The organism is Vibrio sp. CDRSL-10 TSBA (assembly GCA_039696685.1).
Classification (GTDB): domain Bacteria; phylum Pseudomonadota; class Gammaproteobacteria; order Enterobacterales; family Vibrionaceae; genus Vibrio.
This window is the reverse complement of sequence record CP155566.1, coordinates 2,378,026-2,401,609: the sequence shown is the minus strand read 5'-3', so window position 1 is coordinate 2,401,609 and position 23,584 is coordinate 2,378,026. Positions and strand designations below refer to the sequence as shown.

Below are 23,584 nucleotides of genomic sequence, written 5' to 3'. Positions count from 1 at the left end.
GCGTCGCATTGATGTGAGTTTCAACAATTTAGCTTAAGTTTTAAGCTGAAAGCGTTTTTTTTGTTACCAAGAAAATGTGAATTTCATCCTATTACGGTTAGAATAGCCGCCATGAGCGAAATAAGAACCCAAGTCCAGTTCGTTGATATCGACGAAGACATGGCTGGTCAGCGCATTGATAATTTCTTGCGCAACCAATTAAAAAACATTCCTAAAAGCGTGGTTTACCGAATCCTGCGTAAGGGCGAGGTGCGCGTCAATAAAAAGCGCGTCAAAGCCGAATATAAGCTGGCAGCCGGCGACATGGTGCGTATCCCGCCGGTGACCATGGAAGTGAAAGAAGAAGAGGTCGCGGCACCGAGCACTAAGCTCAATAAGGTCGCAGAAACTCGAGCATTGCGTACTGTATGAAGATGAGCATCTTTTGGTGCTCAATAAACCATCCGGTACAGCGGTGCATGGCGGCAGCGGCTTAAAGTTTGGCGCGATTGAAGCGCTGCGTGCGCTGCGTCCGCAGGCCCGCTTCCTTGAGTTGGTGCACCGGATTGATCGCGATACGTCAGGCATTTTGTTGGTGGCTAAGAAGCGCTCGGCGCTGCGTCACCTGCAGAGCCAGTTCCGCGAAAAAACGGTGCAGAAGTACTACTTCGCGTTGGTGATGGGTGAGTGGAAAGCCAGCTGCAAAGCGGTCAATGCGCCATTACTGAAAAACGAAGTGAACAGTATTGTGCGGGTTAACCCGAACGGTAAGCCGTCAGAGACCCGTTTTAGAATTCTTGAGAAGTTTTCACAAGCGACGCTTGTGCAGGCAAGTCCGATTACCGGCCGAACTCACCAGATCCGCGTGCACACTCAGTACACGGGCCACCCGATCGCCTGGGATGATCGTTACGGTGATCGCCGTTTTGACGCCTATACCGCTAAGTTTGGCATTGACCGCCTGTTTTTACACGCCGCCAACATTCAGTTTGTTCATCCGGGCAGCGGCGAAAAAATGGAAATTAATGCGCCGCTTGACGATAAACTGGAGCAGGCACTGGCCAAAATGCGTCAGGAAGGCTAATTCTTTCAGTCCGGGCGACTGATGGTGTAGCAGAGCGACTGGTGTTTTAGCAATGCAAAGGCTTGTCGGATGACAAGCCTTCGTTATTTGTGGCTGAATTAAAATATGCAGCGGAATTAGGATATGTGGCTGAATCAGATTTCAGCTTCGCTTAATGCTTACAGTACCGGAAACTGTTCGTTTTCCAGCAGGCGGATAAGGCGAATCAGCGGCAGTCCGACCAGACTGTTCGGATCGTCGCCTTCCAGGCGTTCAAACAGGGCGATACCGAGTCCTTCACTTTTGAAGCTGCCTGCGCAGTGCAGCGGCTGTTCCTGGTCAACGTAACGGCTGACCATCTGCGGGGTGAGCTGGCGAAAGTGAACGGTAAAGGTATCTAAAACCACCTGAGCCTTGTCGGTGCTGCGGTTATAGAGTGCCAGGCCAGTGTAGAAGGTGATTGCCTGACCGCTCTGACTGAGCAGTTGTGCGATGGCTTTATCACGGGTGTGGGGCTTGCCGACAATCTGGCCGTCAATCACACACACCTGATCCGAGCCAATCACCAGGCTGTTGTCGGTTACCTGGCAGGAGCGCGCTTTCGCCTCCGCAAGGCGCAATACCAACTGCTCCGGACTCTCACCGGCCAGCGGGGTTTCATCACAATCCGGGGTGGCAGTGGTAAACGGGATCTGCAGTTTGGCAAGCAGCTGTTGACGGAAAGGGGATGTTGACGCTAAAACAAGTTGGTAATTTTGCATCTTTTTATACGCTTCTTACTGTACAATTATCACGGGTTTTACGGCAGCTTATATCAACAAACAGGCTGCTCATAATTCTCTATACGGAAAGGGAAAAAAAAGTAACTTTTTTGCCTTTTTCTTTGACTAAATCTATTTTGGAAGATAATATTCGCGCCCTATGCAAAAGGTAAAAATACCGCGAACGATTGATCCGGGTAAAGCCGCTCAGAAACGACTTGATTACGATGGCATCATCCAAATGAGTCTTTTCAAGCGCTTAGAGGAGTCAGTCGAAGGCGTTAAACGCGACGCTCAAGTCTCATTGTCATTTGGGCTTGATGAACAGCGACTTGTTGTTATCTCTGGTAAAGCTAACATCGAAGTCGATTTAGAGTGTCAACGCTGTAATGAGGTTTTCACACACGAGTGTGAAGTTGAATTCACTTATACCCCTTATAAAGGGCAACAAAGTGAAGAAGACGCCCCCGACGAGTACGATTTGGTAGATCTGAACGAGTACGGTGAGGTTGACCTGATTCAGTTAGTTGAAGACGAGTTCATCATTAACTTGCCCCAGGTTGCGATGCACGACGAAGCAGATTGTAGCGTTACTTCAGACAATATGGTGTTTGGTGAACTTCCAGACGAAGTGTTGGAAGAGAAGCCGAATCCGTTCGATGTTTTAAAAAGTTTAAAGAAGTAAATCTTTAAGCAATAACATAGGAGTAGGGTCCATGGCCGTACAACAAAACCGTAAAACACGTTCTAAGCGTGGCATGCGCCGTTCACACGATGCGCTGACTACAGCTGCACTTTCTGTAGACGCGACTTCAGGTGAAACTCACCTGCGTCACAACGTGACTGCTGACGGTTACTACCGTGGCAAAAAGGTTATCAACAAGTAAGGTTGACCTTTGCAAAATTTAACCGTTGCACTTGATGCAATGGGCGGGGATTTCGGTCCTCGCGTTACAGTGCCTGCCGCCGTGCAGGCACTGTCGCATTTCCCAGAGCTAAAAGTGACTCTCATCGGTGATCAGACTGAGATCGCCCAGCAACTTTCTCTTCTAGGTTACGAATCAGATGCCCGTTTGTGCATTCTGCACAGTGACCGAGTTATCTCTAACTCCGAAAAACCTTCATTAGCACTACGTCATTGTCAGGGCAGTTCGATGGCGATGGCCATTGATCAGGTCGCTGAAGGTGAGGCCCATGCCTGTGTCAGTGCGGGTAATACCGGAGCTTTGATGGCGTTATCCCGTTTTCGACTCAAATTGTTACCTGGTATTGACCGTCCTGCTTTAGTATCGGCGTTACCCACCGCGTCCGGCGGTAAAGTGTGGATGTTGGATTTAGGCGCCAATGTGTCAAGTGATGCCGATTCTCTGTTCCAGTTTGCCGTTATGGGTGCTGCATTGGCGGAGCAACATTTGTCCCGCATTCCCCGGGTCGCTATTTTGAATGTCGGCGCTGAGGAAATAAAAGGTAATGATCTTGTCAAACGTTGTTCAGGAATGTTGCAACAGACTAACGCAGTGAATTTTATCGGTTATATTGAAGGTAACCAACTGCTGACCGATGCAGCGGATGTGATCGTCTGTGACGGTTTCGTCGGCAATATCTGTTTGAAAACCTGTGAAGGAAACTGCGCAACTCTTTATCGATAAGTTAAAAAGTAAGTTTTTAGCCTCATCCATAAAGGGTTGGATTGCCAGAAAGCTGTTTTCTGAACTATTTACTGAACTAAAAACACTGAACCCCGACCAGTATAACGGTGCAAGTTTGCTAGGATTGCGCGGCATTGTCATTAAAAGTCATGGAAGTGCTGATGTATCCGCTGTCGTGAATGCCATTTCCGAAGCGGTACATGAAGTGAAACGACAAGTCCCCAGCCGTATAAGCGATCGTTTGGAAGCGGTTTTACTCGAGAGGCATTATTAGTCTTCATGTATAGCAAAATTTTAGGTACAGGCAGCTACCTGCCATCTCAAGTGCGTACCAACGCCGATCTGGAGAAAATGGTAGATACTAGTGATGAGTGGATTGTCACTCGTACGGGTATTCGTGAGCGTCGGATTGCTGCCGAAAATGAAACGGTTGCCGATATGGCGTTTTATGCGGCTCAGAATGCAATTGAGATGGCTGGTATTGATAAAGAAGCCATCGATCTGATCATTGTCGCCACCACGAGCGGCAGTCATACTTTCCCGTCTTCTGCTTGTCAGGTACAAGCGAAACTGGAGATTCAGGGCTGTCCGGCGTTTGACCTGGCTGCAGCCTGTTCGGGTTTTATGTACGGTTTGTCGGTGGCAGATCAACACATTAAATCGGGTATGTGTAAAAATGTGCTGGTGATTGGCGCAGATGCGTTGTCAAAAACCTGTGATCCGACCGATCGTTCAACCATCATTCTGTTTGGTGACGGTGCCGGTGCCGTGGTTGTCGGTGCCAGCGAAGAGCCGGGTATTCTGTCGACCCACATCTACGCTGACGGCCGTTTTGGCGATCTGCTGAGCCTGGAAGTCCCGGAGCGCGGTGGTGACGTAGACAAATGGCTGCATATGGCCGGTAACGAAGTGTTTAAAGTCGCCGTGACACAATTGTCAAAGCTGGTGAAAGATACACTGGCTGCCAACAATATGCACAAGTCTGAACTAGACTGGTTAGTGCCTCATCAGGCGAACTATCGAATTATTTCAGCGACGGCGAAAAAACTGTCGATGTCGCTGGATCAAGTTGTGGTCACTCTGGACCGTCACGGCAATACCTCTGCTGCTACTGTGCCTACTGCACTGGACGAAGCGGTTCGTGACGGACGCATTCAACGTGGCCAGACTCTGCTGCTGGAAGCCTTTGGTGGTGGTTTCACCTGGGGTTCTGCATTGGTTAAGTTCTGATTGATTCAGAGCTGACGGTTGAACTTAGCAGCAACGCGCGATAAATATTCAGACTTAAGGAGTCGCAAGACTCCTTATTCATTATTAAGTTAAGGAAAAAAACATGAGCAAGTTTGCTATCGTATTTCCAGGTCAGGGCTCTCAGGCAGTGGGTATGCTTGCTGAGCTTGGCGAACAGTATGATGTAGTTAAACAAACTTTTGCAGAAGCGTCTGACGCTCTGGGTTACGATCTTTGGGCTCTGGTTCAAAATGGCCCTGCAGAAGATCTCAACCAGACTTTCCGCACTCAGCCTGCATTGCTGGCGTCATCCGTTGCTATCTGGCGCGTATGGCAGGAGCTGGGCCTGGAACAGCCACAAGTGCTGGCCGGTCACAGCCTGGGTGAATACTCGGCACTGGTTTGTGCCGGTGTGATTGACTTTAAAGCGGCCATCAAACTGGTTGAGCTGCGTGGTCAACTGATGCAGGAAGCCGTTCCAGCAGGTACTGGCGCTATGTTTGCTATCATCGGCCTGGACGATGAAGCGATTGCGAAAGCGTGTGAAGAAGCAGCGCAAGGTGACGTTGTGTCTCCGGTGAACTTCAACTCACCAGGCCAGGTGGTTATCGCTGGTCAGAAAGACGCAGTAGAAACGTGCCGGTGCACTGTGTAAAGAAGCGGGTGCCAAACGTGCACTGCCGCTGCCGGTTTCAGTACCGTCACACTGCGCTCTGATGCAACCTGCAGCCGATAAACTGGCTGTGGCACTGGAAGCACTTGAGTTCAATGCGCCACAAATTCCGGTGATCAACAACGTAGATGTTGCGGCTGAAACGGATCCGGCAAAAATTAAAGATGCGCTGGTTCGCCAACTGCACAGCCCGGTTCGCTGGACTGAAGGCGTGCAGAAGATGAGCGAGCAAGGCATCGAGACTCTGATTGAAGTTGGCCCGGGTAAAGTATTGACTGGTCTGACTAAACGTATTGTGAAAACGCTGAACGCGCAAGCAGTGAACGATATCGCTTCACTGGACGCAGTTAAGTAAAAGTAGGAAATAGACATGAGTGATTTCATGAACCTGGAAGGCAAAGTTGCCCTGGTTACTGGCGCAAGCCGTGGTATCGGTAAAGCGATCGCGGAACTATTGGTAGCACGTGGTGCGAAAGTGATTGGTACTGCAACCAGCGAAAGCGGTGCAGAAGCGATCAGCGCTTATCTGGGCGACAATGGTAAAGGTCTGGCACTGAACGTGACCGATGTTGAATCTATCGAAGCAGTACTGAAAAACATCAATGACGAATTCGGTGGCGTAGACATCCTGGTTAACAACGCGGGCATCACCCGTGATAACCTGCTGATGCGCATGAAAGATGATGAATGGACAGATATCATGGATACTAACCTGACATCTATCTTCCGTCTGTCTAAAGCGGTTTCTGCGTGGTATGATGAAAAAACGTCATGGCCGTATCATCAACGTAGGTTCTGTTGTTGGTACTATGGGCAACGCAGGTCAGACTAACTACGCAGCAGCAAAAGCGGGTGTAATTGGCTTTACTAAGTCAATGGCACGTGAAGTTGCTTCTCGTGGTGTGACTGTGAACACAGTTGCACCAGGTTTTATCGAAACTGATATGACAAAAGCGCTGAATGACGAGCAACGTGCTGCTACACTAGCACAAGTGCCGGCTGGTCGTCTGGGTGACCCACGTGAAATTGCTTCAGCAGTGGCTTTCCTGGCATCTCCGGAAGCTGCGTACATTACTGGCGAAACTCTGCACGTTAACGGCGGAATGTACATGGTTTAACGCTAAGTTTGCGGCGAAGTGAGCGCAAACTGTGAAGTTAATGGTTGACTTCGTCTGAAACTTAACGTTTAAATGCGCAAGATTTGTGCATGATATAAGTCAAAAATGGTGTGAATTTCGGTTAAAATCGCCAATTTTGTGGTTTGACCAGCAAGGTGCCCCTTGCAACTTTCACTAGTTCGAATAAACTACGGCATCATCGCATTAGGCGAAATCTGTAAAGGAAAAGTAAAAATGAGCAACATCGAAGAACGCGTAAAGAAAATCATCGTTGAACAGCTGGGTGTAGACGAAGCAGAAGTTAAAAACGAAGCTTCTTTCGTTGAAGACCTAGGTGCTGATTCTCTTGACACTGTTGAGCTGGTTATGGCTCTTGAAGAGGAATTCGACACTGAGATTCCTGATGAAGAAGCAGAGAAAATCACTACTGTTCAAGCTGCGATCGACTACGTAAACAGCGCTCAGTAATGCTCTCCCCAGGCGGCCCTCTGGCCGCCTGAGTTTTTCTCACTCATCTATTATCTCTCATAGAATTTTCATTTCCGGAGAATATGATCGTGTCCAAGCGTCGTGTCGTTGTCACTGGCATGGGTATGTTGTCACCGGTAGGCAACACAGTAGAATCTTCTTGGAAAGCCCTGCTAGCTGGTCAAAGTGGTATCGTGAATATCGAGCACTTTGATACAACAAATTTTTCTACTCGTTTCGCAGGTCTGGTAAAAGATTTTAACTGCGAAGAGTACATGTCTAAAAAAGATGCCCGTAAAATGGATTTGTTTATCCAGTACGGTATTGCCGCGGGTATCCAAGCGCTAGACGATTCAGGTCTGGTCATCACTGCAGAAAACGCGCCTCGCGTTGGTGTTGCCATCGGTTCTGGTATCGGCGGTCTTGATTTGATCGAAACAGGTCATCAGGCGCTTATGGAGAAAGGTCCACGTAAAGTGAGCCCGTTTCTTCGTTCCTTCTACCATCGTTAACATGGTTGCGGGTAACCTGTCTATCATGCGTGGTCTGCGCGGTCCTAACATCGCGATCTCAACTGCATGTACTACAGGTCTGCACAACATCGGCCACGCTGCTCGTATGATTGCATACGGTGATGCAGACGCCATGGTAGCCGGCGGCAGCGAAAAAGCGTCAACCCCTCTGGGTATGGCGGGTTTCGGTGCAGCAAAAGCGCTGTCTACTCGTAACGATGAACCACAGAAAGCGTCTCGTCCTTGGGATAAAGACCGTGATGGTTTTGTACTGGGTGACGGTGCAGGCGTGATGGTGATCGAAGAGTACGAACACGCGAAAGCTCGTGGTGCGAAGATCTACGCAGAAATCGTTGGTTTCGGTATGTCTGGCGACGCTTACCATATGACTTCACCAAGTGAAGATGGTTCAGGCGGTGCGCTGGCAATGGAAGCGGCGATGCGTGATGCTCAGCTAACTGGTACGCAAATCGGTTACGTGAATGCACACGGTACGTCTACACCAGCTGGTGACGTTGCGGAAGTGAAAGGCATCAAGCGTGCACTGGGCGAAGCAGGCTCTGAGCAAGTACTGGTTTCGTCGACTAAGTCGATGACCGGTCACCTGTTGGGTGCTGCGGGTTCAGTAGAGGCAATCATTACTGTGATGTCTCTGGTTGATCAGATTGTTCCACCGACCATCAACCTGGAAAATCCAGAAGAAGGTCTGGGTGTGGATCTGGTTCCAAATACTGCGCGTAAGGTTGAAGGTATGGAATACGCTATGTGTAACTCGTTTGGCTTTGGTGGCACAAACGGTTCACTGATTTTCAAACGCGTATAAAATCCTGACCGCAACAGTTAGCGAAAATATTTGAGTTGAAACGGCTTGATGCTTAGCATTAAGCCGTTTCTTTTTTTCAGGGAGTAGAATATGTTCTGGCACAATGGCGAACTGACGGATGTGGTCTCGGTTTCGGATCGCTCGTTTCAATATGGTGATGGCTGTTTCACCACTATGCTGACGAGGCAGGGCCAGATTGAGCTCTGGGGCTATCATGTTGAACGGATGGAAGCGTGCCTGAACGTGTTATCTATTCCCCTACCAGACTGGGAGCAGATCAGCCTGTGGCTGCAGCAGGCGATGCTGGCTGATGACAAAGCGGGACTTAAGCTGCATATCAGTCGTGGCCAAGGCGGACGTGGTTACAGCCCGGCCAATTTACTTCATCCTGACGTGACCATCAGTCATTTTTCATATCCTGCTCACTATGCTGCCTGGCAGCAAGAGGGGATTCGTCTCGGCGTTTGCCACCATCGTATGGGGCTCAACCCGATGCTGGCGGGTCATAAACATAATAACCGCCTGGAGCAGGTGCTGCTCAAAGGCGAAATGGACCAGGCCGGTTATGCCGACGGCGTTTGTCTTGACCTCAATCAGCATGTGGTCGAAACCACCATGGCGAATTTATTCTGGCGTAAAGGCGATACCTTGTATACACCGGATCTCAGCAACTCCGGGGTAGCTGGTGTTGCGCGGCGGCTGATTGTTGAGCAAGCGCCCGATTTGGGATTGAACCTCGAGAGCGGGGCGTTTAAGCTCGACCATCTTGCGGATGCCGAAGAGGTGTTTATCTCTAATGCTATTATGGAAACCGCTCCGGTAATTGAAATATCCGGACAGACATACCCAATCGGTCACTACACACGACGCTTTCAGGAGAGCTTTCATTCGTGATTAAAAAAATTGTTTCACTGCTGTTTACCCTGCTGGCACTGGCAGCAGTCGGCTATTTCTATGTCACTAAGCAAGTTGAAGATTATCTTACTCAGCCTCTGAGTATCGAAGGTAAACAACTGTTCACGGTCAACGCCGGAACCAGTCTCAATAGTGCGCTGACTCAGATGACTCGCGACGAGTGGATTGCGCCTAGTTTTGCCGCCAAATTGGTGCGTCGTTTCCATCCGGAACTGGTTCAGATAAAGAAAGGTACTTATCAGGTAGAGCCGCAAAGCACTCTGCGTGATGCGTTGAATTTGCTGGTATCCGGCAAAGAGCACCAGTTTGCGATCACCTTTGTTGAAGGCAGCCGTTTTAATGAGTGGCTGGCGATGCTGGCACATGATGAGCAGTTGGAACATACACTGGCCGGCAAATCAGAAGCCGAGATTGCGCAGTTACTGGGTGTCGAGCAGAAAAAACTGGAGGGTTTGTTTCTGGCCGAGACGTATCACTTTACCAAGGGCACCAGCGATCTGGACATTCTGAAACGGGCACACGCTAAACTGGAAGCCATTCTGGACAGCGCCTGGCAGCAGCGTCAGGCTGATTTACCTCTCAAATCGCCTTATGAGGCATTGATACTGGCGTCCATCATTGAGAAAGAGACGGCACTGGAAGAAGAGCGTACCCGGGTTGCTTCGGTGTTTGTTAACCGTCTTAACAAGCGGATGCGTTTGCAGACGGATCCGACGGTAATTTATGGAATGGGGGAGAGTTATGATGGCAATATCCGTCGTAAAGATTTGCGCACAGCCACCCCGTATAATACTTATGTGATTAACGGTTTACCGCCAACACCGATAGCGATGCCGGGTGAGGCATCTATCGCGGCAGCTCTGAATCCGGAGCAAAGCGCGTATCTGTATTTTGTCGCCAGCGGTAACGGTGGCCACGTATTTTCTAAAAGTCTGACCGAGCATAATCGCGCGGTGCGTGCGTATCTGAAACAGCTCAGACAGCAGTAAACATAGCGATTAGCAAAGATAAAACCCATGAATGCAAAATTTATCGTAGTAGAGGGCCTGGAAGGGGCCGGTAAAAGCACGGCCATTCAGGCTGTGGTTGAAGCGCTGCACGCGCAGGGTATCGACAATATAACCCGTACCCGCGAGCCGGGCGGTACTGTGCTGGCGGAAAAAATGCGCTCGCTGGTTAAGGAAGAGCATGACGGTGAAGTGCTGCAGGACATTACAGAGCTGCTGCTGATGTACGCAGCGCGTGTGCAGTTAGTTGAGAAACGTGATTAAGCCGGCGTTAACCCGAGGCGATTGGGTAGTGGGTGACCGTCATGATATGTCCTCACAAGCGTATCAGGGCGGCGGTCGGCAAATAGCAGCCGAGACCCTGCATAATCTTAAACAGACCACGCTCGGTGATTTTAAGCCGGATTTGACGCTGTATCTGGACATTGACCCTAAGCTTGGCCTCGAACGCGCCCGCGGCCGTGGCGAACTGGATCGGATAGAAAAAATGGACATCAGCTTTTTTGAACGTACCCGCGAGCGTTATCTGCAGATTGCCCGCGCGGATGATTCGGTGGTGATCATCGATGCCGCTCAGAGCATGGAAGACGTGGCCAGCAGCATTCGCCAGGCGCTGAACTCCTGGTTCAAGGCGGTTTAGGCGATGCAACCGATTTATCCCTGGCTGAATGATGCCTGGCAGGCCTGGCAGGCCCGGCTTAAAAACCAGACCTTTTCTGCTGCGACCCTGATTGCAGCGCCGGCTGGCGTGGGCGCATTTCAGCTGGTTGAGCCGTTTGCCGCGGCACTGATGTGTTCCGCCCAGGACGGCGAAGCGTGCGGGTTTTGTCACAGCTGCGATTTGATGCAGTCGGGCAATCATCCTGACTACCATGTGGTGCGGCCGGAGAAAGAGGGCCGTTCCATCAGTGTTGAGCAAATCCGTCACTGTAATCGTCTGGCGCAGGAATCGTCGCAACTGTCCGGCTACCGCCTGATTGTGATTGAACCTGCCGAAGCGATGAATGAATCGGCGGCCAATGCGCTGCTCAAAACGCTGGAAGAGCCGGCAGGTAAGTGCGTGTTTGTGTTAGTGACGACGCGCATCAGTCATATTCTGCCGACCATAGTGAGCCGCTGTCAGCAAATCAACGTCGCAGAGCCAGCGACACAAATGGTGTCTGGCTGGCTGAGTGAGACTCTGGATAAAACCGTGCCGCCTTATGCAGCGCACATACATGCCAATGCGCCGCTGACTACTCAGGCATTCATCGCCGAAGGCGGAGTGGCGGATTACGGCACGCTGGAAAGTCAGTTTATTGCTGCGCTGCAAGGTGATGTCAGTGCATTGCTCAATTGCGCCAAAGCGGCGGCAGCGCAGCCGGTGCAACGCTTAAGCTGGTTATGGTATTTGCTGACGGATGCGCAGAAAGTGCAGTTTGGCATTCGTCAGGCGTACTTTACGCCCGGCTGTGAACAGGTTGCCGGGCTGATGAACTTGGCTCAGTTACAGCAACAGACTGACCGCCTGGCTAAACTGATAGAACAACTAAGAACGTTCACCGGTTTGAACGGTGAGCTGCTGATCACTGATTGGTTACTGAAATTAAATGAGGAAGCATGTTTGTAGATTCGCACTGTCATCTCGATAAACTCGATTATGATGAATTACATAACGGCATCGAAGATGTGATAGAAAAGGCCAGACAGGCTAACGTAAAACAGCTGCTTTCGGTCGGCGTAACCCTGGATTCATTTTCCGGCATGCTGGAAATGATCACGCCCTACGATAATGTTTACGCTTCCTGTGGCGTACACCCGCTCGATGTTGCGAGTGATTTTGAACTCGCTCGTTTTCAGGAGTATGCATCACATTCCAAAGTGGTTGCGATTGGTGAAACCGGCCTGGATTACCATTATGAGCCGGAGACGGCGCCGCTCCAGCAGGAGCGATTTAAGCAGCATATTGAAACAGCGGTAGCACTCAACAAACCGCTGATTATTCATACCCGAAATGCCCGTCAGGATACACTGGATATTCTGCGTGCAGGCGGAGCGGAGCGCTGTGGTGGTGTCATTCACTGTTTTACTGAGGATCTGGCGTTTGCTGAAGCGGCGATGGAGCTGGGTTTTTACATTTCCATCTCAGGCATCGTTACCTTCCGTCAGGCACAAGAAACTGAAAGACGTGGTGAAGCAATTACCACTGGAACGTCTGCTGATTGAGACAGACTCGCCTTATCTTGCTCCGGTGCCACACCGCGGTAAGCAAAACCAACCGGCATATGTGGTTGAAGTCGCGGCTTATATTGCGCAGCTCAAAGGTGTATCTCTTAAGGAAGTTGCCGAAAAAACCACCCAAAATTTTCAGCAACTTTTTTTACGATGAAAAATAAATCGGTATAAAAAACGGCCTTTTTGGGGCCGTTTTTTATACCTGATAGTCTTGGTGTGCATTTTTATACTTGTTGTTCACCAAAAATGTTGGAAATACGGTCCTAAAATGCTGAAATGAAATTTTGTTACGTAAAATAACAATTAGCTCTATTTTATTTACTGCATAAAATTAATGGTTAGTTATTTTTATATCATTAAAAACAGCGAGATAGGTGGAATGTAAAGGATTTCACTCTGTGACAGGTATTGTGATCTGTCTAATAATTTGAAACTAAATTTCATTAGTCGCTAGAAAGCTTGAGGGGCATCAAGATATATTTAGAGCCGGAAAATATAATGACATTCGCGTTACATTTTCATTGAGAGCCAACACTGAGGCTACGGGGGTGTGCCGTTGGAACTCAAGAATACTAATAACTTAATCAGGAGCATAAACGTATGAAAGGTTTCTTTAGTAAACTTTCACAGTCCATTATGTTACCCATCGCGCTGTTACCAGCGGCGGGTATCATGCTGGGTATCGGGGGTAGTTTTACTAACCCAACAATGATCGAAGCGTACAACATCAGTGTGCTTCAGGACGGAACTATTCTGAATAGCTTCCTGCAAGTAATGACTGCTGCTGGCGGCATCGTATTTGCTAACCTGCCAGTTATGTTTGCTCTGGCAATCGCCGTGGGTTTTGCGCGTGCTGAAAAAGGTGCTGCTGCACTGGCTGCGTTGATCTCATACCTGGTAATGAACGTTGCAATCGCGAAAACGCTGACTGTAGCGAACATGATCAACCTGGACTCTAACACAGTAGTACTGATGGGCAGCGAATACCCGGGCGTACTGGCTGATGTACTGGGTATCAGCAACACACTGAGTATGGGTGTGTTTGGTGGTCTGATCGCAGGTGCTATCACTGTTGTTCTGCATAACAAATACCACGACGCAAAACTACCGGATTACCTGGGTTTCTTCGGTGGCGCACGTTTTGTTCCAATTATTAGTGCATTTGCTGCGCTGTTCTACGGCATCGTTTCTGACCTTTATCTGGCCATTCTTTGGTGCTGCGTTCGGCGCAATCGGTGCGGCTCTGGGTGAGATGACTGCAAGTGGCCACGGTTACGTTGCGTCTCTGATCTTCGGTATCATCGAGCGTTCTCTGATCCCTGTTGGTCTGCACCACGTATTCTACCTGCCACTATGGCAAACAGAAATCGGTGGTACTGCAACTATCGCTGGTGAAGTGATCAAGGGTACACAGAACATGTTCTTCGCTTCTCTGGCAAGCGGTGACTTCTCTCAATTTACTTCAACTAACTTCATGACTGGTAAGTTCCCGTTCATGATGTTCGGTCTGCCAGCAGCAGCGTACGCGATGTACACTCTGGCTGATGACGAGAACAAAAAAGCAGCCGGTGGTCTTCTGTTCTCAGTTGCTCTGACAGCATTCCTGACTGGTATCACTGAACCAATCGAATTTACCTTCCTGTTCCTGGCTCCAGCTCTGTACTATGCAGTGCACGTGCCTCTGGCAGGTCTGTCATTCCTGCTGATGGATATGCTGAATGTTAAAGTTGGTATGACGTTCAGTGGCGGTTTCATTGACTTCGCTCTGTTTGGTGTACTGCCAGGCGTGACTGGTGTTGAGAACAACTGGTACTTCATCCCACTAGTTGGTATCGCTTACGCGTTCGTTTACTTCTTCGTGTTCCGTTGGTTCATCGTGAAGTTCGACATCAAGACTCCAGGTCGTAAAGGCAGCGCAGTTGCAGTGGTTTCTAAGAAAGACTACCACGCAGCAAAAGGTGGTGCAGCTGGTGACAACCAGAAAGCGAAAGACATGATCGAAGCTCTGGGTGGCGCAGAAAACATCGTTGATGTGGATGCATGTATCACTCGTCTGCGTATCACTGTTAAAGATGGTGCACAGGTGAAAGGCAACGAACACTGGACTCAAGAGCTGGGTGCTCGTGGTCTGGTTAAAGTTGGTGAAACTGGTATCCAGGCAATCTACGGCGCAGAAGCTGCAGGTTACAAAGCACAAATCAACTCTCTGCTTGGTAAGTAATGAATAGCGGAGACAAATTCAGAAGAACCGGCGCCTTTATCATCGATTTGATGGTGGCCAAGATGTTCACGCAAGCGGTGATGTCGGTTCTGATGGTGGTGGTAACAGGTGTCTTCGCTGAGAAGAGCGGAGGCATGTCATTGAATGACAATATGGCTCTGCCAGTTCTGTTACTGATTGTACTGGCGATGCTGTTAATCTTTATCGGGATATATCTTGGATTCAGTACTCTCTGTTTTAAGCTGATAGGGAAGTCTCTGGGAAAATACCTGCTGCGGGTCGACAGTGGTCAGTGGATCAAAGCTAAGGATTTGTCGACGTACTTATCGCGCGAAAAAGAGAAAATCGTCTTTTTTTGTGCCACGTTGGGATTGTATGCCGCCTACTCGGCGATTCAGCTCTACATGTACAATGTTGAGCCGTTGCATGAAACCCGGGCACGGAAAAAGGACTGACTCAGTAGTAACAAGCCCGCTTAATTGCGGGCTTTTTTTTGTCTTATGTACCTCTTTTGGTATCTTCGCCAGTCTTATTGCTGTCCCGCTGACATCCTGACCAGTACTTCGGTTTGTGAACCTGCCCACGTCAAGCACATAAAATCCCCGAAATTGTGATGCAGACAAAAAAGTTGTCATAAATAGCGCCCATCCTGAGCAAAGTTTGAGAATTATCATTAATTGGCTGGCGCCGGAAAATATAATACACAGGTGGTTACATTTTTACCGGGTGCTAACATTTAGGCTATGGGGCAAGACGTATAGAACCCAACAATTCTAATAATTCGTTCAGGAGCATAAACATGTTAAAGAACTCGTTTGCTAACCTGCAAAGAGTCGGTAAGGCGCTGATGCTTCCAGTATCAGTTCTGCCGGTTGCGGGTATTCTGCTTGGGGTAGGGGCGGCTAATTTTAGCTGGCTACCCGAAATCGTTTCCCATCTGATGGAGCAGGCCGGTGGTTCAGTATTCGGCCAGATGGCATTATTGTTTGCGGTGGGGGTATCTTTGGGCTTCACCAACAACGATGGTGTGTCAGGTTTATCGGCCATCGTCGGATACGGTATTATGGTCGCTACCCTTAAAGTAATGGCAGCTGCTATGGGGGTCGACAGCATAGATACCGGTGTGTTGGGGGGTATTCTTGCTGGTGGTGTCGCTGCGTGGGCTTTTAACCGCTTTTATAAGATTCAGTTGCCTGAGTACCTGGGCTTTTTCGCCGGGAAACGCGCGGTGCCGATTATCACCGGCTTCTTATCGATTATTCTGGGTGTCATCCTCTCTTTTATCTGGCCGCCAATCGGTGCTGTGATCGCTTCGTTTCTCAGACTGGGCTGCCCATCAAAACCCTGTTCTGGCATTCGGTATTTACGGTGTGGTTGAGCGCTCTCTGATCCCGTTTGGCCTGCATCATATCTGGAACGTCCCTTTCTTCTACGAAGCCGGGACTTGTGTTAACGGTGCTGGTGAAACAGTACACGGCATCATGACTTGTTTCCTGACCGCCGACGATGCATCTCGTGCTGCCGGGAATGGTTTTGGTCAGCTGGCGGGTGGTTACCTGTTTAAAATGTTTGGTCTGCCTGCCGCTGCCTTTGCGATAGCACATTGTGCCAAGCCTGAAAACCGGGCTAAAGTCATGGGTATCATGGCTTCAGCGGCACTGACGTCGTTTTTGACCGGTATTACAGAGCCGATCGAATTCTCGTTCCTGTTTATTGCACCAGTGCTGTACGGCATTCATGCGCTGCTGGCGGGGTTAGCATTCGTGCTGACTAACTCTCTGGGCGTGGTGCATGGTCATACCTTCTCGAACGGTTTTATTGACTTTGTCGTGCAGTCCTCCCGTGCAGATAACATGTTACTGCTGGTCGGTCTGGGTGTGGCCTATGCGGTGCTGTATTACGTGGTATTTACTTTTGTTATTCGCGCACTGGATTTGAAAACGCCGGGGCGTGAAGATGAAAGTGCGGACACCACCACATCATCAGGCACAGAAATGGCTGGTGAGTTGGTGGCGGCTTTCGGTGGTAAAGCCAATATTACCAATCTGGATGCGTGTATCACTCGTTTGCGGGTCTCAGTGGCAGATACTGACGCAGTGGATCAAGACAAGCTGAAGAAACTCGGCGCAGCGGGTGTGGTTGTGGTATCCGGCGGAGTTCAGGCGATTTTTGGTACCAAGTCAGATAACCTGAAAACCGATATGGATGAGTGGATTCGTAACCACAGTTAAGCCGTGTTCACTGCCGGGCTGAATCTGCCTGGTGGTGTTCAATATGCAGTAATGTTGAAAGGAGGCTTGGCCTCCTTTTCTGTTTCAGCGATACCAGTTCTGGCGTTAGTAATAGCCTTAGTTACCCCTCAACAACCCTTGTAAAAACCCTGATGCTACTCTGATGGTTTCTCTACAGGAGCCTTGAATTCCCTTTACCCTTGGTTGACATATCCCCGCCGGACCTGAACTAAAGTTTGTAGTGTTAGAACAATTAATAAAGGGTATCAATAAATGAAAAAACTAGGGATGACAGTGGCACTGCTTAGCTTATCGGCCGCAGCGTATGCTCAGCAGGATCCTAACCTGAAAGTCGGCCTGGCGGTCGATCAGCAGTTAAGTGCTGTGCTGGAAGTCAACAACCAATATCGTTTTACTCTGGGTAACCAAGGTGCTGCGTTCGATTACATTGCAAAACGTGGCAGCTTTAATAACCCGGATGTCCCTTTTGACTGGTATGTTGGTGTCGGTGGTTGGGCTGAGTGGGATGATGACTTTGGTGCACGTGTGCCGCTGGGTCTGGACTGGCAAATTAACCAGAATCTGAATGTTTATGGTCAGGTTCACCCTGAACTTCAGTTGCATGATGATACCGAGCTTCAACTTGGCGCAGCTCTGGGTGTGACATACCGTTTCTGAGTGGTTGGCTCTGACTGTATGACAGGTCATGTCACTACGAGTCAGAGAGCACAACCACTTAAGATACGAATTAATAAAAAAGCCGGCAACTGGGTTGCCGGCTTTTTACGTTCAATGGAACTTAGCGTTCAATAAACGTGATTACTCTGATTTATTCATCGCTTTACGGATACAGATGGCTGCGCCACCCCAGGTAATCCCTAAGCCCAGAATCATCATGATGATTGCACCAGTGGTCATGCGTTATTCTCCTTGCGGCTCATCGCGTTCACAGCGACACCAATGATAAATAGTACGCCAATCAGCGCCCAGCCCAGTGTTAGATCGTAACCGCCGTAGCCTTCGGTCATCAGAGTTTTCACCTTGGTCACGACAATGATGGCCAGAATGACTGGTGAGATAAAGCGCAGACAGATATCGAACCAAACGCCAACTGCGAAATCTGATACTGAGTTAACGTATTTACGCGCATCAGACACTTTAACCAGCCAGGTCATCAGCACCAGCTCAACCAGACAGCTCGACATGATGCCGATGTTGTTAGCAAAGTGGTCAACCAGGTCAAGCAGCAGCAGGCCGCCGTTGGTTGCAAAAGCCATGGATACGATAAAGCTGACACCGATAACAATGTTGGCTGCTTTCTTACGGCTCCAGCTCATTTTATCGATCACGGCTGAAGTCACGGCTTCCAGAATCGAAATGTGTGAGCTCAGACCGGCGACGATCAGTGCCAGGAACAGCAGCGGGCCAAATACGTAAGGCAGTGGCAGCAGGTTAATCGCTGCTGGCAGAGTAACGAACGCCAGACCTACACCGGCAGAGACGACTTCTGTCAGCGGTTTACCTTGCTCTTGAGCCATGTAGCCCAGTACCGAGAAGATCATGATACCGGCCAGAATCGAGAAACCACAGTTTAGCAACACCGTCATAAATGCGTTGTTGGTGATGTCTGATTTTTCCGGCAGGTAGCTGGAGTAAGCCAGCATGATGGCAAAGCCGATACTCAGGGTGAAGAAGATCTGACCATAAGCGGCTGCCCATACTTTTACATCCCAGATTTTGCTGAAATCTGGCTGGAACATGTAGTTCACACCATCCAGTGCACCCGGCAGGAACAGCATACGACCGATAAGCAGCAGTACCATGACAAACAGTACCGGCATCATCACTTTAGAAGCACGTTCGATACCGGATTTAACCCCGCCAACGATTGCAGCGTAAGTAACAGCCCAGGCAATCACCATCGCCAGCACGATCTTCCACTGAATGCCGCCCAGGTTGGTCGGGGAGTTGTCACCCAGTCCCAGGTATTCACTAAAGAAGAAGGCGTTAGTATCTGTACCCCAGCTTTGGTCAAACGACATGCCAAAGTAGGAGATCGCCCAGCCGATAACAGCGACGTAGTAAACGCCAATCACAGCGGCAACACCAACCTGGAACCAGCCCAGCCATTCAAATTTTGCGTTAATACGTGACAGAGTTGCCGGAGCTGAACCGCGGTTACGCTGACCCATAGAGAACTCCAGGATCATAAACGGAATACCGGCGGTGATCATGGCAAACAGGTAAGGAATGAAGAAGGCGCCGCCGCCGTTTTCATAGGCCATGTACGGGAAACGCCAGATGTTTCCCAGTCCCACTGCTGAGCCCACAGCAGCCAGAATGAAACCGGCTCGGGAACCCCATTGTTCTCGCTTCATAAGTTACTCCTTAATAATCCCTGAGGTATGAAGCATCTCTTTCACTACAGCTAATAAGGACTAGGATAGGATATAACCAATCAGAATATGGCTAAATTGTTAAAAAAATGGCCTATCATCCAGTAATTAGCAAAATGTTAGTTATAAGTTTTGTAAGCTAGTCGAGATCTCAGAATATTGTTCTTAGTTTTACGATGTGTGTTTGCGGAATCTGAAATAATCAGCTACGCATTGCTATCGAGACTACAGATATCTGCCGCTCATGGCAATAGATTGTAAACATGATGTTGTGCTGGTTTAGTGGTTTTTTTGTTGTTTTTTTTGTTCTTTGATTAGTGAAAAGTTTTATACAATTAAAAATATCCAGACCATGAAACTGGACTGAGGAGCTATAACAATTGATAAAACTGTATTTATCGCTAGAGCGTATGACTGAAATATATACACACACTAGTGAATCTCTCCAATCCGGTGCTATTAACTCAGAAGCGTATGGTCAGTCCCAGATTGGCGGAGAACTGGTTCATCCAGTCAGATTTAAAGCGCACGATGCAGCGTCCCGGCTCAGGCAGGCTGCACAACGCGCTGGTTTCATTATCGACCACGGTTCCGAGCCAGCGAATCTGACTGCTGAGTGATACGGATGAAGTCATATGATAGTCGAGCCCGGTGAAAATGCTGGCTGCAAATCCGGATTTGTTGTCGACCCAACTGACATCAAAATAAGAAGCGCCCAGGCCAGCGCCCAGATAACTGCTCCAGTCGGGAGCAAACGGATAATTGATCCGGCTCTGAAACAGCAGGTAGTGCAGAGTCGCCTTATCCTGGACGATATCGACATCGGCAGACTGCCGGGCGTAGAATAGGCCTATCCGGCCGGTCTCAAACGGCACTTCCAACGTGATGGCCAGAGCAGAAGAGGCGTTGATGTCGTAGGACTCTCCGGTATTGTCTTCCACTTTGCCGCCCAGTACATAACCGGCAGCAGGCGTAAGGTAAACGTCAGCGGATGCTGCGGCGGAAAACCAGCAACCAAACACAAAAACAATAAATTGAAGCGAGCGCATCACAAACCTCAAAATTTTTTTCGGATGGTTGAGTAATTGTGATAGTAACTTCATAATCATGCACGAAAAACCAGCAATTCTTGAACATGCGTCGCACCACGGCTTATGCTTTAACAGACGCTATCGCGTGCCTGTATCCAACCCGGCTCGACTTTCCTTGTTAGCTATCAAAGTGTTAGCGGGGTCAGGATAGCGTTGTCTGACTAACGCGTGGAGGTGTGTATGGAATACGATTTCAAATTTGCACTGGGTGTGGTGGTGACCGTGTTTGTGGTACTGATTGGCTTTGGAAACGATAGCTATTTCAAGTTAAGTAAAAGGGTTCTGCTGATGAAAAATAGTGGAACAGTCTCTGAATTGGATACTCAGGTTGATATCAGCCGGTTGTCTAAATTTATTGGCGGAAAAAAAGCGTTGGTTGCACAGGGCGGTGGACAACGCGGTATCTTCACAGCCGGGGTATTTGATGCCTTTATGCTGTCCAATTTTGACCCGTTTGACGAGTTTTACGGAACCTCGGCGGGCGCATTAAATCTCAGCTCGTTTTTGTGTCGTCAGCCTGAGCTGGGCAAATCTTTTATCGTTGATCTGACCACTGACCCTCGTTTTTTCCATCTGTTCAGTTATATCCGCCGTAAGCAACATATGGATCTTGACTGGGCGCTGGACAGAATCTGTGATTTTCCTTATCGGCTGGATATGGATATGGGACGTCGGGTGCTGGGGCAACGTAAGGCGTTTGCCGCGGTGACGTCGACCCGGACGCTGAGCGATTTTTATTTTCCGATTCTCGGCCCGGAATGGCGTGAAGTACTGATTGCAACGTGCGCTATTCCCGGTCTGTATCCTCGTGAAGTGGAACTTGCTAATCAACATTATATTGATGGCGGGGTCTCTGCATCCATACCGGTTCAGGAAGCCTGGCGGCGTGAAGCGCGTTTTATTGGCGTCATTCGCACGGAAAGTTTTTCCGAAGAACCTGACATACCGCTGGAATCGGTGCAGCCGACAGAGCCGGTGAAATGGTTTCGTGATTCGGTCAACACCATCCAGACTCAGTGGCAGACTAAACTGCTGCAATGGAAACAAGACTGGAACGGATTTTTTAACCAGCAGATCGAAAAGGCGAAACAGCAGAAAATTGAGCAGAAGCATCTCAGTACCCTCAATGGCGGGCGCTGGCTATTCGGTGCGGACGACATTTATCGTCTCAGCCATTTGATTGGTGATAAATTTGATTCAGGATTGGCCGATATGCTGATGGTGCACTATCAGACCTATTCACTGACCTGTGACTTTTTGCGCCATCCGCCCGACGATAGTTTTATTGTCCAGGTCGCTCCGAGCGAACCACTGCGTTCCAGTTCATTGCTCAGCAATAAGGATGATCTGCTGCACGATTATGAACTCGGGCTTGAAGCAGGGTATCGTTTTGTTCGCATGTATCAGATTGCTGAAGATGTGCAAGGTGAACGTATCAAGCAGCACAAGTCGGTACAGCCGGATTTGGATGAATAGCCCGCTCGATACCAATAAGTCAGCATCTCGCAGCTGTTGCTTTCACTGTAAAAAAAACAGGGGCTTTGAGCCCCTGTTTCAGTTATTACGGATGCTACAGGACCGGTAAAATACGCATGCAGTTGGTAGAGCCTTCTACATCCATGATATCGCCCTGAGTAATAATCACCAGGTCACCAAACGCCAGCAGTTTTTTCTCTTTCAGGGCTTCCAGCGCAGCCTGAGCCACTTCAAAGCCTTCACCTTGTTTACTGTCGAAATAAAATGGCATGACGCCGCGGTACAGAGCACAACGATTGAGTGTACTGTCATTGCGTGACATGGCAAAGATAGGCAAGATGGAATTAAGACGTGAAGTCATCAGTGAGGTCCGGCCGGATTCAGTCAGATTGACCATGGCTTTAACCCCTTCCAAATGGTTCGCCGCGTATATTGTCGACATTGCTACCGTCTCTTCGGCGGTCGAAAATGAGCGGTCAATACGGTAGTTTCTGTTGATTAGCTTCAAACATTTTTTCTGCGCCGATACAGACTTCGGCCATGGCTTTGACGGTTTCTACCGGATATTTGCCGGCCGCCGTTTCTCCTGACAACATCACTGCATCGGTGCCGTCCAGCACCGCGTTGGCGACGTCCATCACTTCCGCGCGGGTTGGCATCGGGTTGGCGATCATCGATTCCATCATCTGGGTCGCCGTAATGACCACACGGTTGAGCGATTTAGCGCGGGTAATCAGTTTTTTCTGCACCCCGATCAGCTCCGGATCACCAATCTCAACCCCCAGATCGCCGCGCGCGACCATAATGACGTCGGATGCCCGGACAATGTCATCAATGTTTTCATCGCTGGCGACCGTTTCGGCCCGTTCGACTTTCGCGACCATACGCGCTTCAAGGCCAGCATCACGTGCCAGACGGCGGGCGTAATCCATATCGGTGCCGTTACGTGGGAAAGAGACCGCCAGGTAGTCGACTTTGATTTCTGCCGCCAGCAGGATGTCGCGTTTGTCTTTTTCGGTTAATGCATGGGCAGAGAGTCCGCCGCCTTTCTTATTAATGCCTTTATTATTTGATAATGGTCCACCGACCAGAACGCTGGTATGGATTTTATTGCCCTCAACGGCAATCACCTGCAGCTGTACCCGGCCGTCATCGAGCAGCAGGATATCTTCCCGTTGTACGTCATTGGGCAGCGCTTTGTAGTCGATGCCCACTGCATCCTGATCGCCTTCACCCGGCGCGAGTTCGGCATCGAGAATGAATCGTTCGCCTTCGACCAGTTCGATTTTGCCTTCTTTGAAGGTCGAGACGCGGATTTTTGGCCCTTGTAAGTCACCTAAAATGGCGACGTGTTTACCTAGCCGGGCGGAAATTTCACGCACTTTCTGCGCGCGTAGTTTGTGATCATCGGCACTGCCGTGGGAAAAGTTCATGCGTACCACATTCGCGCCGGCACGAATGATGGCTTCCAGTATTTCCCCTTTATCGGTTGAAGGCCCTAAAGTTGTGACAATTTTCGTTCTGCGTAAAGCTGAGGTCATAGTGATCTCCTGAAATGTTCGGGCGTGATAAAAGTTCAACTGTGTTTAAGTATATGCAAGATATTGGAATTGTTTGTCTTTTATGGCGGATATTTGCACTGTGTCATGCTTGGTCGAGTGGATACCGATTCAACCGCAGGTCCGTCAGTTAAGTTTGCTGATGGGCTTGAATCCGGCCGTTAAGAGCGCGGCTTTGACCCGGATAGCGCATCGCCC

Annotated in this window: 16 protein-coding genes and 9 pseudogenes; 20 read left to right on the top strand and 5 right to left on the bottom strand. The window is 49.4% G+C overall.

The genetic code is table 11. The annotated features are described in order from the left end of the window. Positions 1–111: 111 nt before the first annotated feature. Positions 112–1,063 (top strand): annotated as a pseudogene (rluC, locus tag ABDK09_18680) (23S rRNA pseudouridine(955/2504/2580) synthase RluC). A 158-nt stretch (positions 1,064–1,221) separates the two neighbouring features. Here the strand turns inward: rluC and ABDK09_18675 are convergent. Further along, on the bottom strand, positions 1,222–1,803 hold the full coding sequence (locus ABDK09_18675) for a nucleoside triphosphate pyrophosphatase (protein ID XAW88967.1): 582 nt from the start codon (positions 1,801–1,803) through the stop codon (positions 1,222–1,224). A 160-nt stretch (positions 1,804–1,963) separates the two neighbouring features. On the opposite strand from ABDK09_18675, the gene yceD reads away from it, so the two are divergent. From yceD to ABDK09_18585, 18 genes and pseudogenes are all read left to right on the top strand, one after another. Further along, entirely contained in the window at positions 1,964–2,488 is a 525-nt protein-coding gene (gene yceD / locus ABDK09_18670) for a 23S rRNA accumulation protein YceD (protein XAW88966.1), read from the top strand. A gap of 31 nt (positions 2,489–2,519) precedes the next feature. Next, positions 2,520–2,690, top strand: coding sequence for a 50S ribosomal protein L32 (gene rpmF, locus ABDK09_18665; GenBank protein XAW88965.1), 171 nt, complete (start codon positions 2,520–2,522; stop codon positions 2,688–2,690). A gap of 9 nt (positions 2,691–2,699) precedes the next feature. Continuing rightward, a pseudogene (gene plsX, locus ABDK09_18660) lies at positions 2,700–3,726 on the top strand (phosphate acyltransferase PlsX). A 5-nt stretch (positions 3,727–3,731) separates the two neighbouring features. Then, entirely contained in the window at positions 3,732–4,682 is a 951-nt protein-coding gene (locus ABDK09_18655; GenBank protein ID XAW88964.1) for a beta-ketoacyl-ACP synthase III, read from the top strand. 103 nt (positions 4,683–4,785) lie between these two features. Next, positions 4,786–5,710: pseudogene (fabD, locus tag ABDK09_18650) on the top strand (ACP S-malonyltransferase). Positions 5,711–5,737: 27 nt separating this feature from the next. Beyond that, positions 5,738–6,473: pseudogene (gene fabG / locus ABDK09_18645) on the top strand (3-oxoacyl-ACP reductase FabG). A 234-nt stretch (positions 6,474–6,707) separates the two neighbouring features. Continuing rightward, on the top strand, positions 6,708–6,941 hold the full coding sequence (acpP, locus tag ABDK09_18640) for an acyl carrier protein (GenBank protein ID XAW88963.1): 234 nt from the start codon (positions 6,708–6,710) through the stop codon (positions 6,939–6,941). An 89-nt stretch (positions 6,942–7,030) separates the two neighbouring features. Beyond that, positions 7,031–8,276, top strand: a pseudogene (fabF, locus tag ABDK09_18635) (beta-ketoacyl-ACP synthase II). A gap of 90 nt (positions 8,277–8,366) precedes the next feature. Next, on the top strand, positions 8,367–9,170 hold the full coding sequence (gene pabC, locus ABDK09_18630; GenBank protein ID XAW88962.1) for an aminodeoxychorismate lyase: 804 nt from the start codon (positions 8,367–8,369) through the stop codon (positions 9,168–9,170). Then, complete coding sequence (mltG, locus tag ABDK09_18625) at positions 9,167–10,180, top strand: endolytic transglycosylase MltG (protein XAW88961.1); 1,014 nt, start codon at positions 9,167–9,169, stop codon at positions 10,178–10,180. The genes pabC and mltG overlap by 4 nt, the downstream gene beginning before the upstream one ends. A 27-nt stretch (positions 10,181–10,207) precedes the next feature. Further along, positions 10,208–10,838: pseudogene (gene tmk, locus ABDK09_18620) on the top strand (dTMP kinase). A 3-nt stretch (positions 10,839–10,841) separates the two neighbouring features. Then, positions 10,842–11,807 carry a DNA polymerase III subunit delta' gene (gene holB, locus ABDK09_18615; GenBank protein ID XAW88960.1) on the top strand — a complete coding sequence of 322 codons (966 nt, stop codon included), beginning with the start codon at positions 10,842–10,844 and terminating at the stop codon, positions 11,805–11,807. Then, positions 11,798–12,566, top strand: a pseudogene (locus ABDK09_18610) (YchF/TatD family DNA exonuclease). Before holB ends, ABDK09_18610 begins: the two are co-directional and overlap by 10 nt. A gap of 446 nt (positions 12,567–13,012) precedes the next feature. Beyond that, positions 13,013–13,663, top strand: a complete 651-nt coding sequence (locus tag ABDK09_18605) for a PTS transporter subunit EIIC (GenBank protein XAW88959.1) — start codon at positions 13,013–13,015, stop codon at positions 13,661–13,663. Continuing rightward, positions 13,554–14,633: a PTS transporter subunit EIIC gene (locus ABDK09_18600; protein ID XAW88958.1), complete on the top strand. Its 1,080-nt coding sequence runs from the start codon at positions 13,554–13,556 to the stop codon at positions 14,631–14,633. Before ABDK09_18605 ends, ABDK09_18600 begins: the two co-directional genes overlap by 110 nt. Then, positions 14,633–15,088, top strand: a complete 456-nt coding sequence (locus ABDK09_18595; GenBank protein XAW88957.1) for a hypothetical protein — start codon at positions 14,633–14,635, stop codon at positions 15,086–15,088. Before ABDK09_18600 ends, ABDK09_18595 begins: the two co-directional genes overlap by 1 nt. Positions 15,089–15,432: 344 nt before the next feature. Beyond that, a pseudogene (ptsG, locus tag ABDK09_18590) lies at positions 15,433–16,864 on the top strand (PTS glucose transporter subunit IIBC). 273 nt (positions 16,865–17,137) lie between these two features. After that, a complete protein-coding gene (locus ABDK09_18585) occupies positions 17,138–17,542 on the top strand; it encodes a hypothetical protein (protein ID XAW88956.1) in 405 nt (134 codons plus the stop codon). 141 nt (positions 17,543–17,683) lie between these two features. Here the strand turns inward: ABDK09_18585 and ABDK09_18580 are convergent, their stop codons facing one another. From ABDK09_18580 to ABDK09_18570, 3 genes are all read right to left on the bottom strand, one after another. Beyond that, positions 17,684–17,782 carry a MetS family NSS transporter small subunit gene (locus ABDK09_18580; protein XAW88955.1) on the bottom strand — a complete coding sequence of 33 codons (99 nt, stop codon included), beginning with the start codon at positions 17,780–17,782 and terminating at the stop codon, positions 17,684–17,686. Continuing rightward, on the bottom strand, positions 17,779–19,242 hold the full coding sequence (locus ABDK09_18575) for a sodium-dependent transporter (protein ID XAW88954.1): 1,464 nt from the start codon (positions 19,240–19,242) through the stop codon (positions 17,779–17,781). Before ABDK09_18575 ends, ABDK09_18580 begins: the two co-directional genes overlap by 4 nt. 482 nt (positions 19,243–19,724) lie before the next feature. Further along, positions 19,725–20,309: a porin family protein gene (locus ABDK09_18570; GenBank protein ID XAW88953.1), complete on the bottom strand. Its 585-nt coding sequence runs from the start codon at positions 20,307–20,309 to the stop codon at positions 19,725–19,727. 330 nt (positions 20,310–20,639) lie between these two features. Here ABDK09_18570 and ABDK09_18565 point away from each other — a divergent pair, with 330 nt between their 5' ends. Beyond that, complete coding sequence (locus ABDK09_18565; GenBank protein ID XAW90777.1) at positions 20,640–21,827, top strand: patatin-like phospholipase family protein; 1,188 nt, start codon at positions 20,640–20,642, stop codon at positions 21,825–21,827. Positions 21,828–21,921: 94 nt separating this feature from the next. On the opposite strand, the pseudogene pyk reads toward ABDK09_18565, so the two are convergent. Continuing rightward, a pseudogene (gene pyk, locus ABDK09_18560) lies at positions 21,922–23,368 on the bottom strand (pyruvate kinase). Positions 23,369–23,584 lie beyond the last annotated feature (216 nt).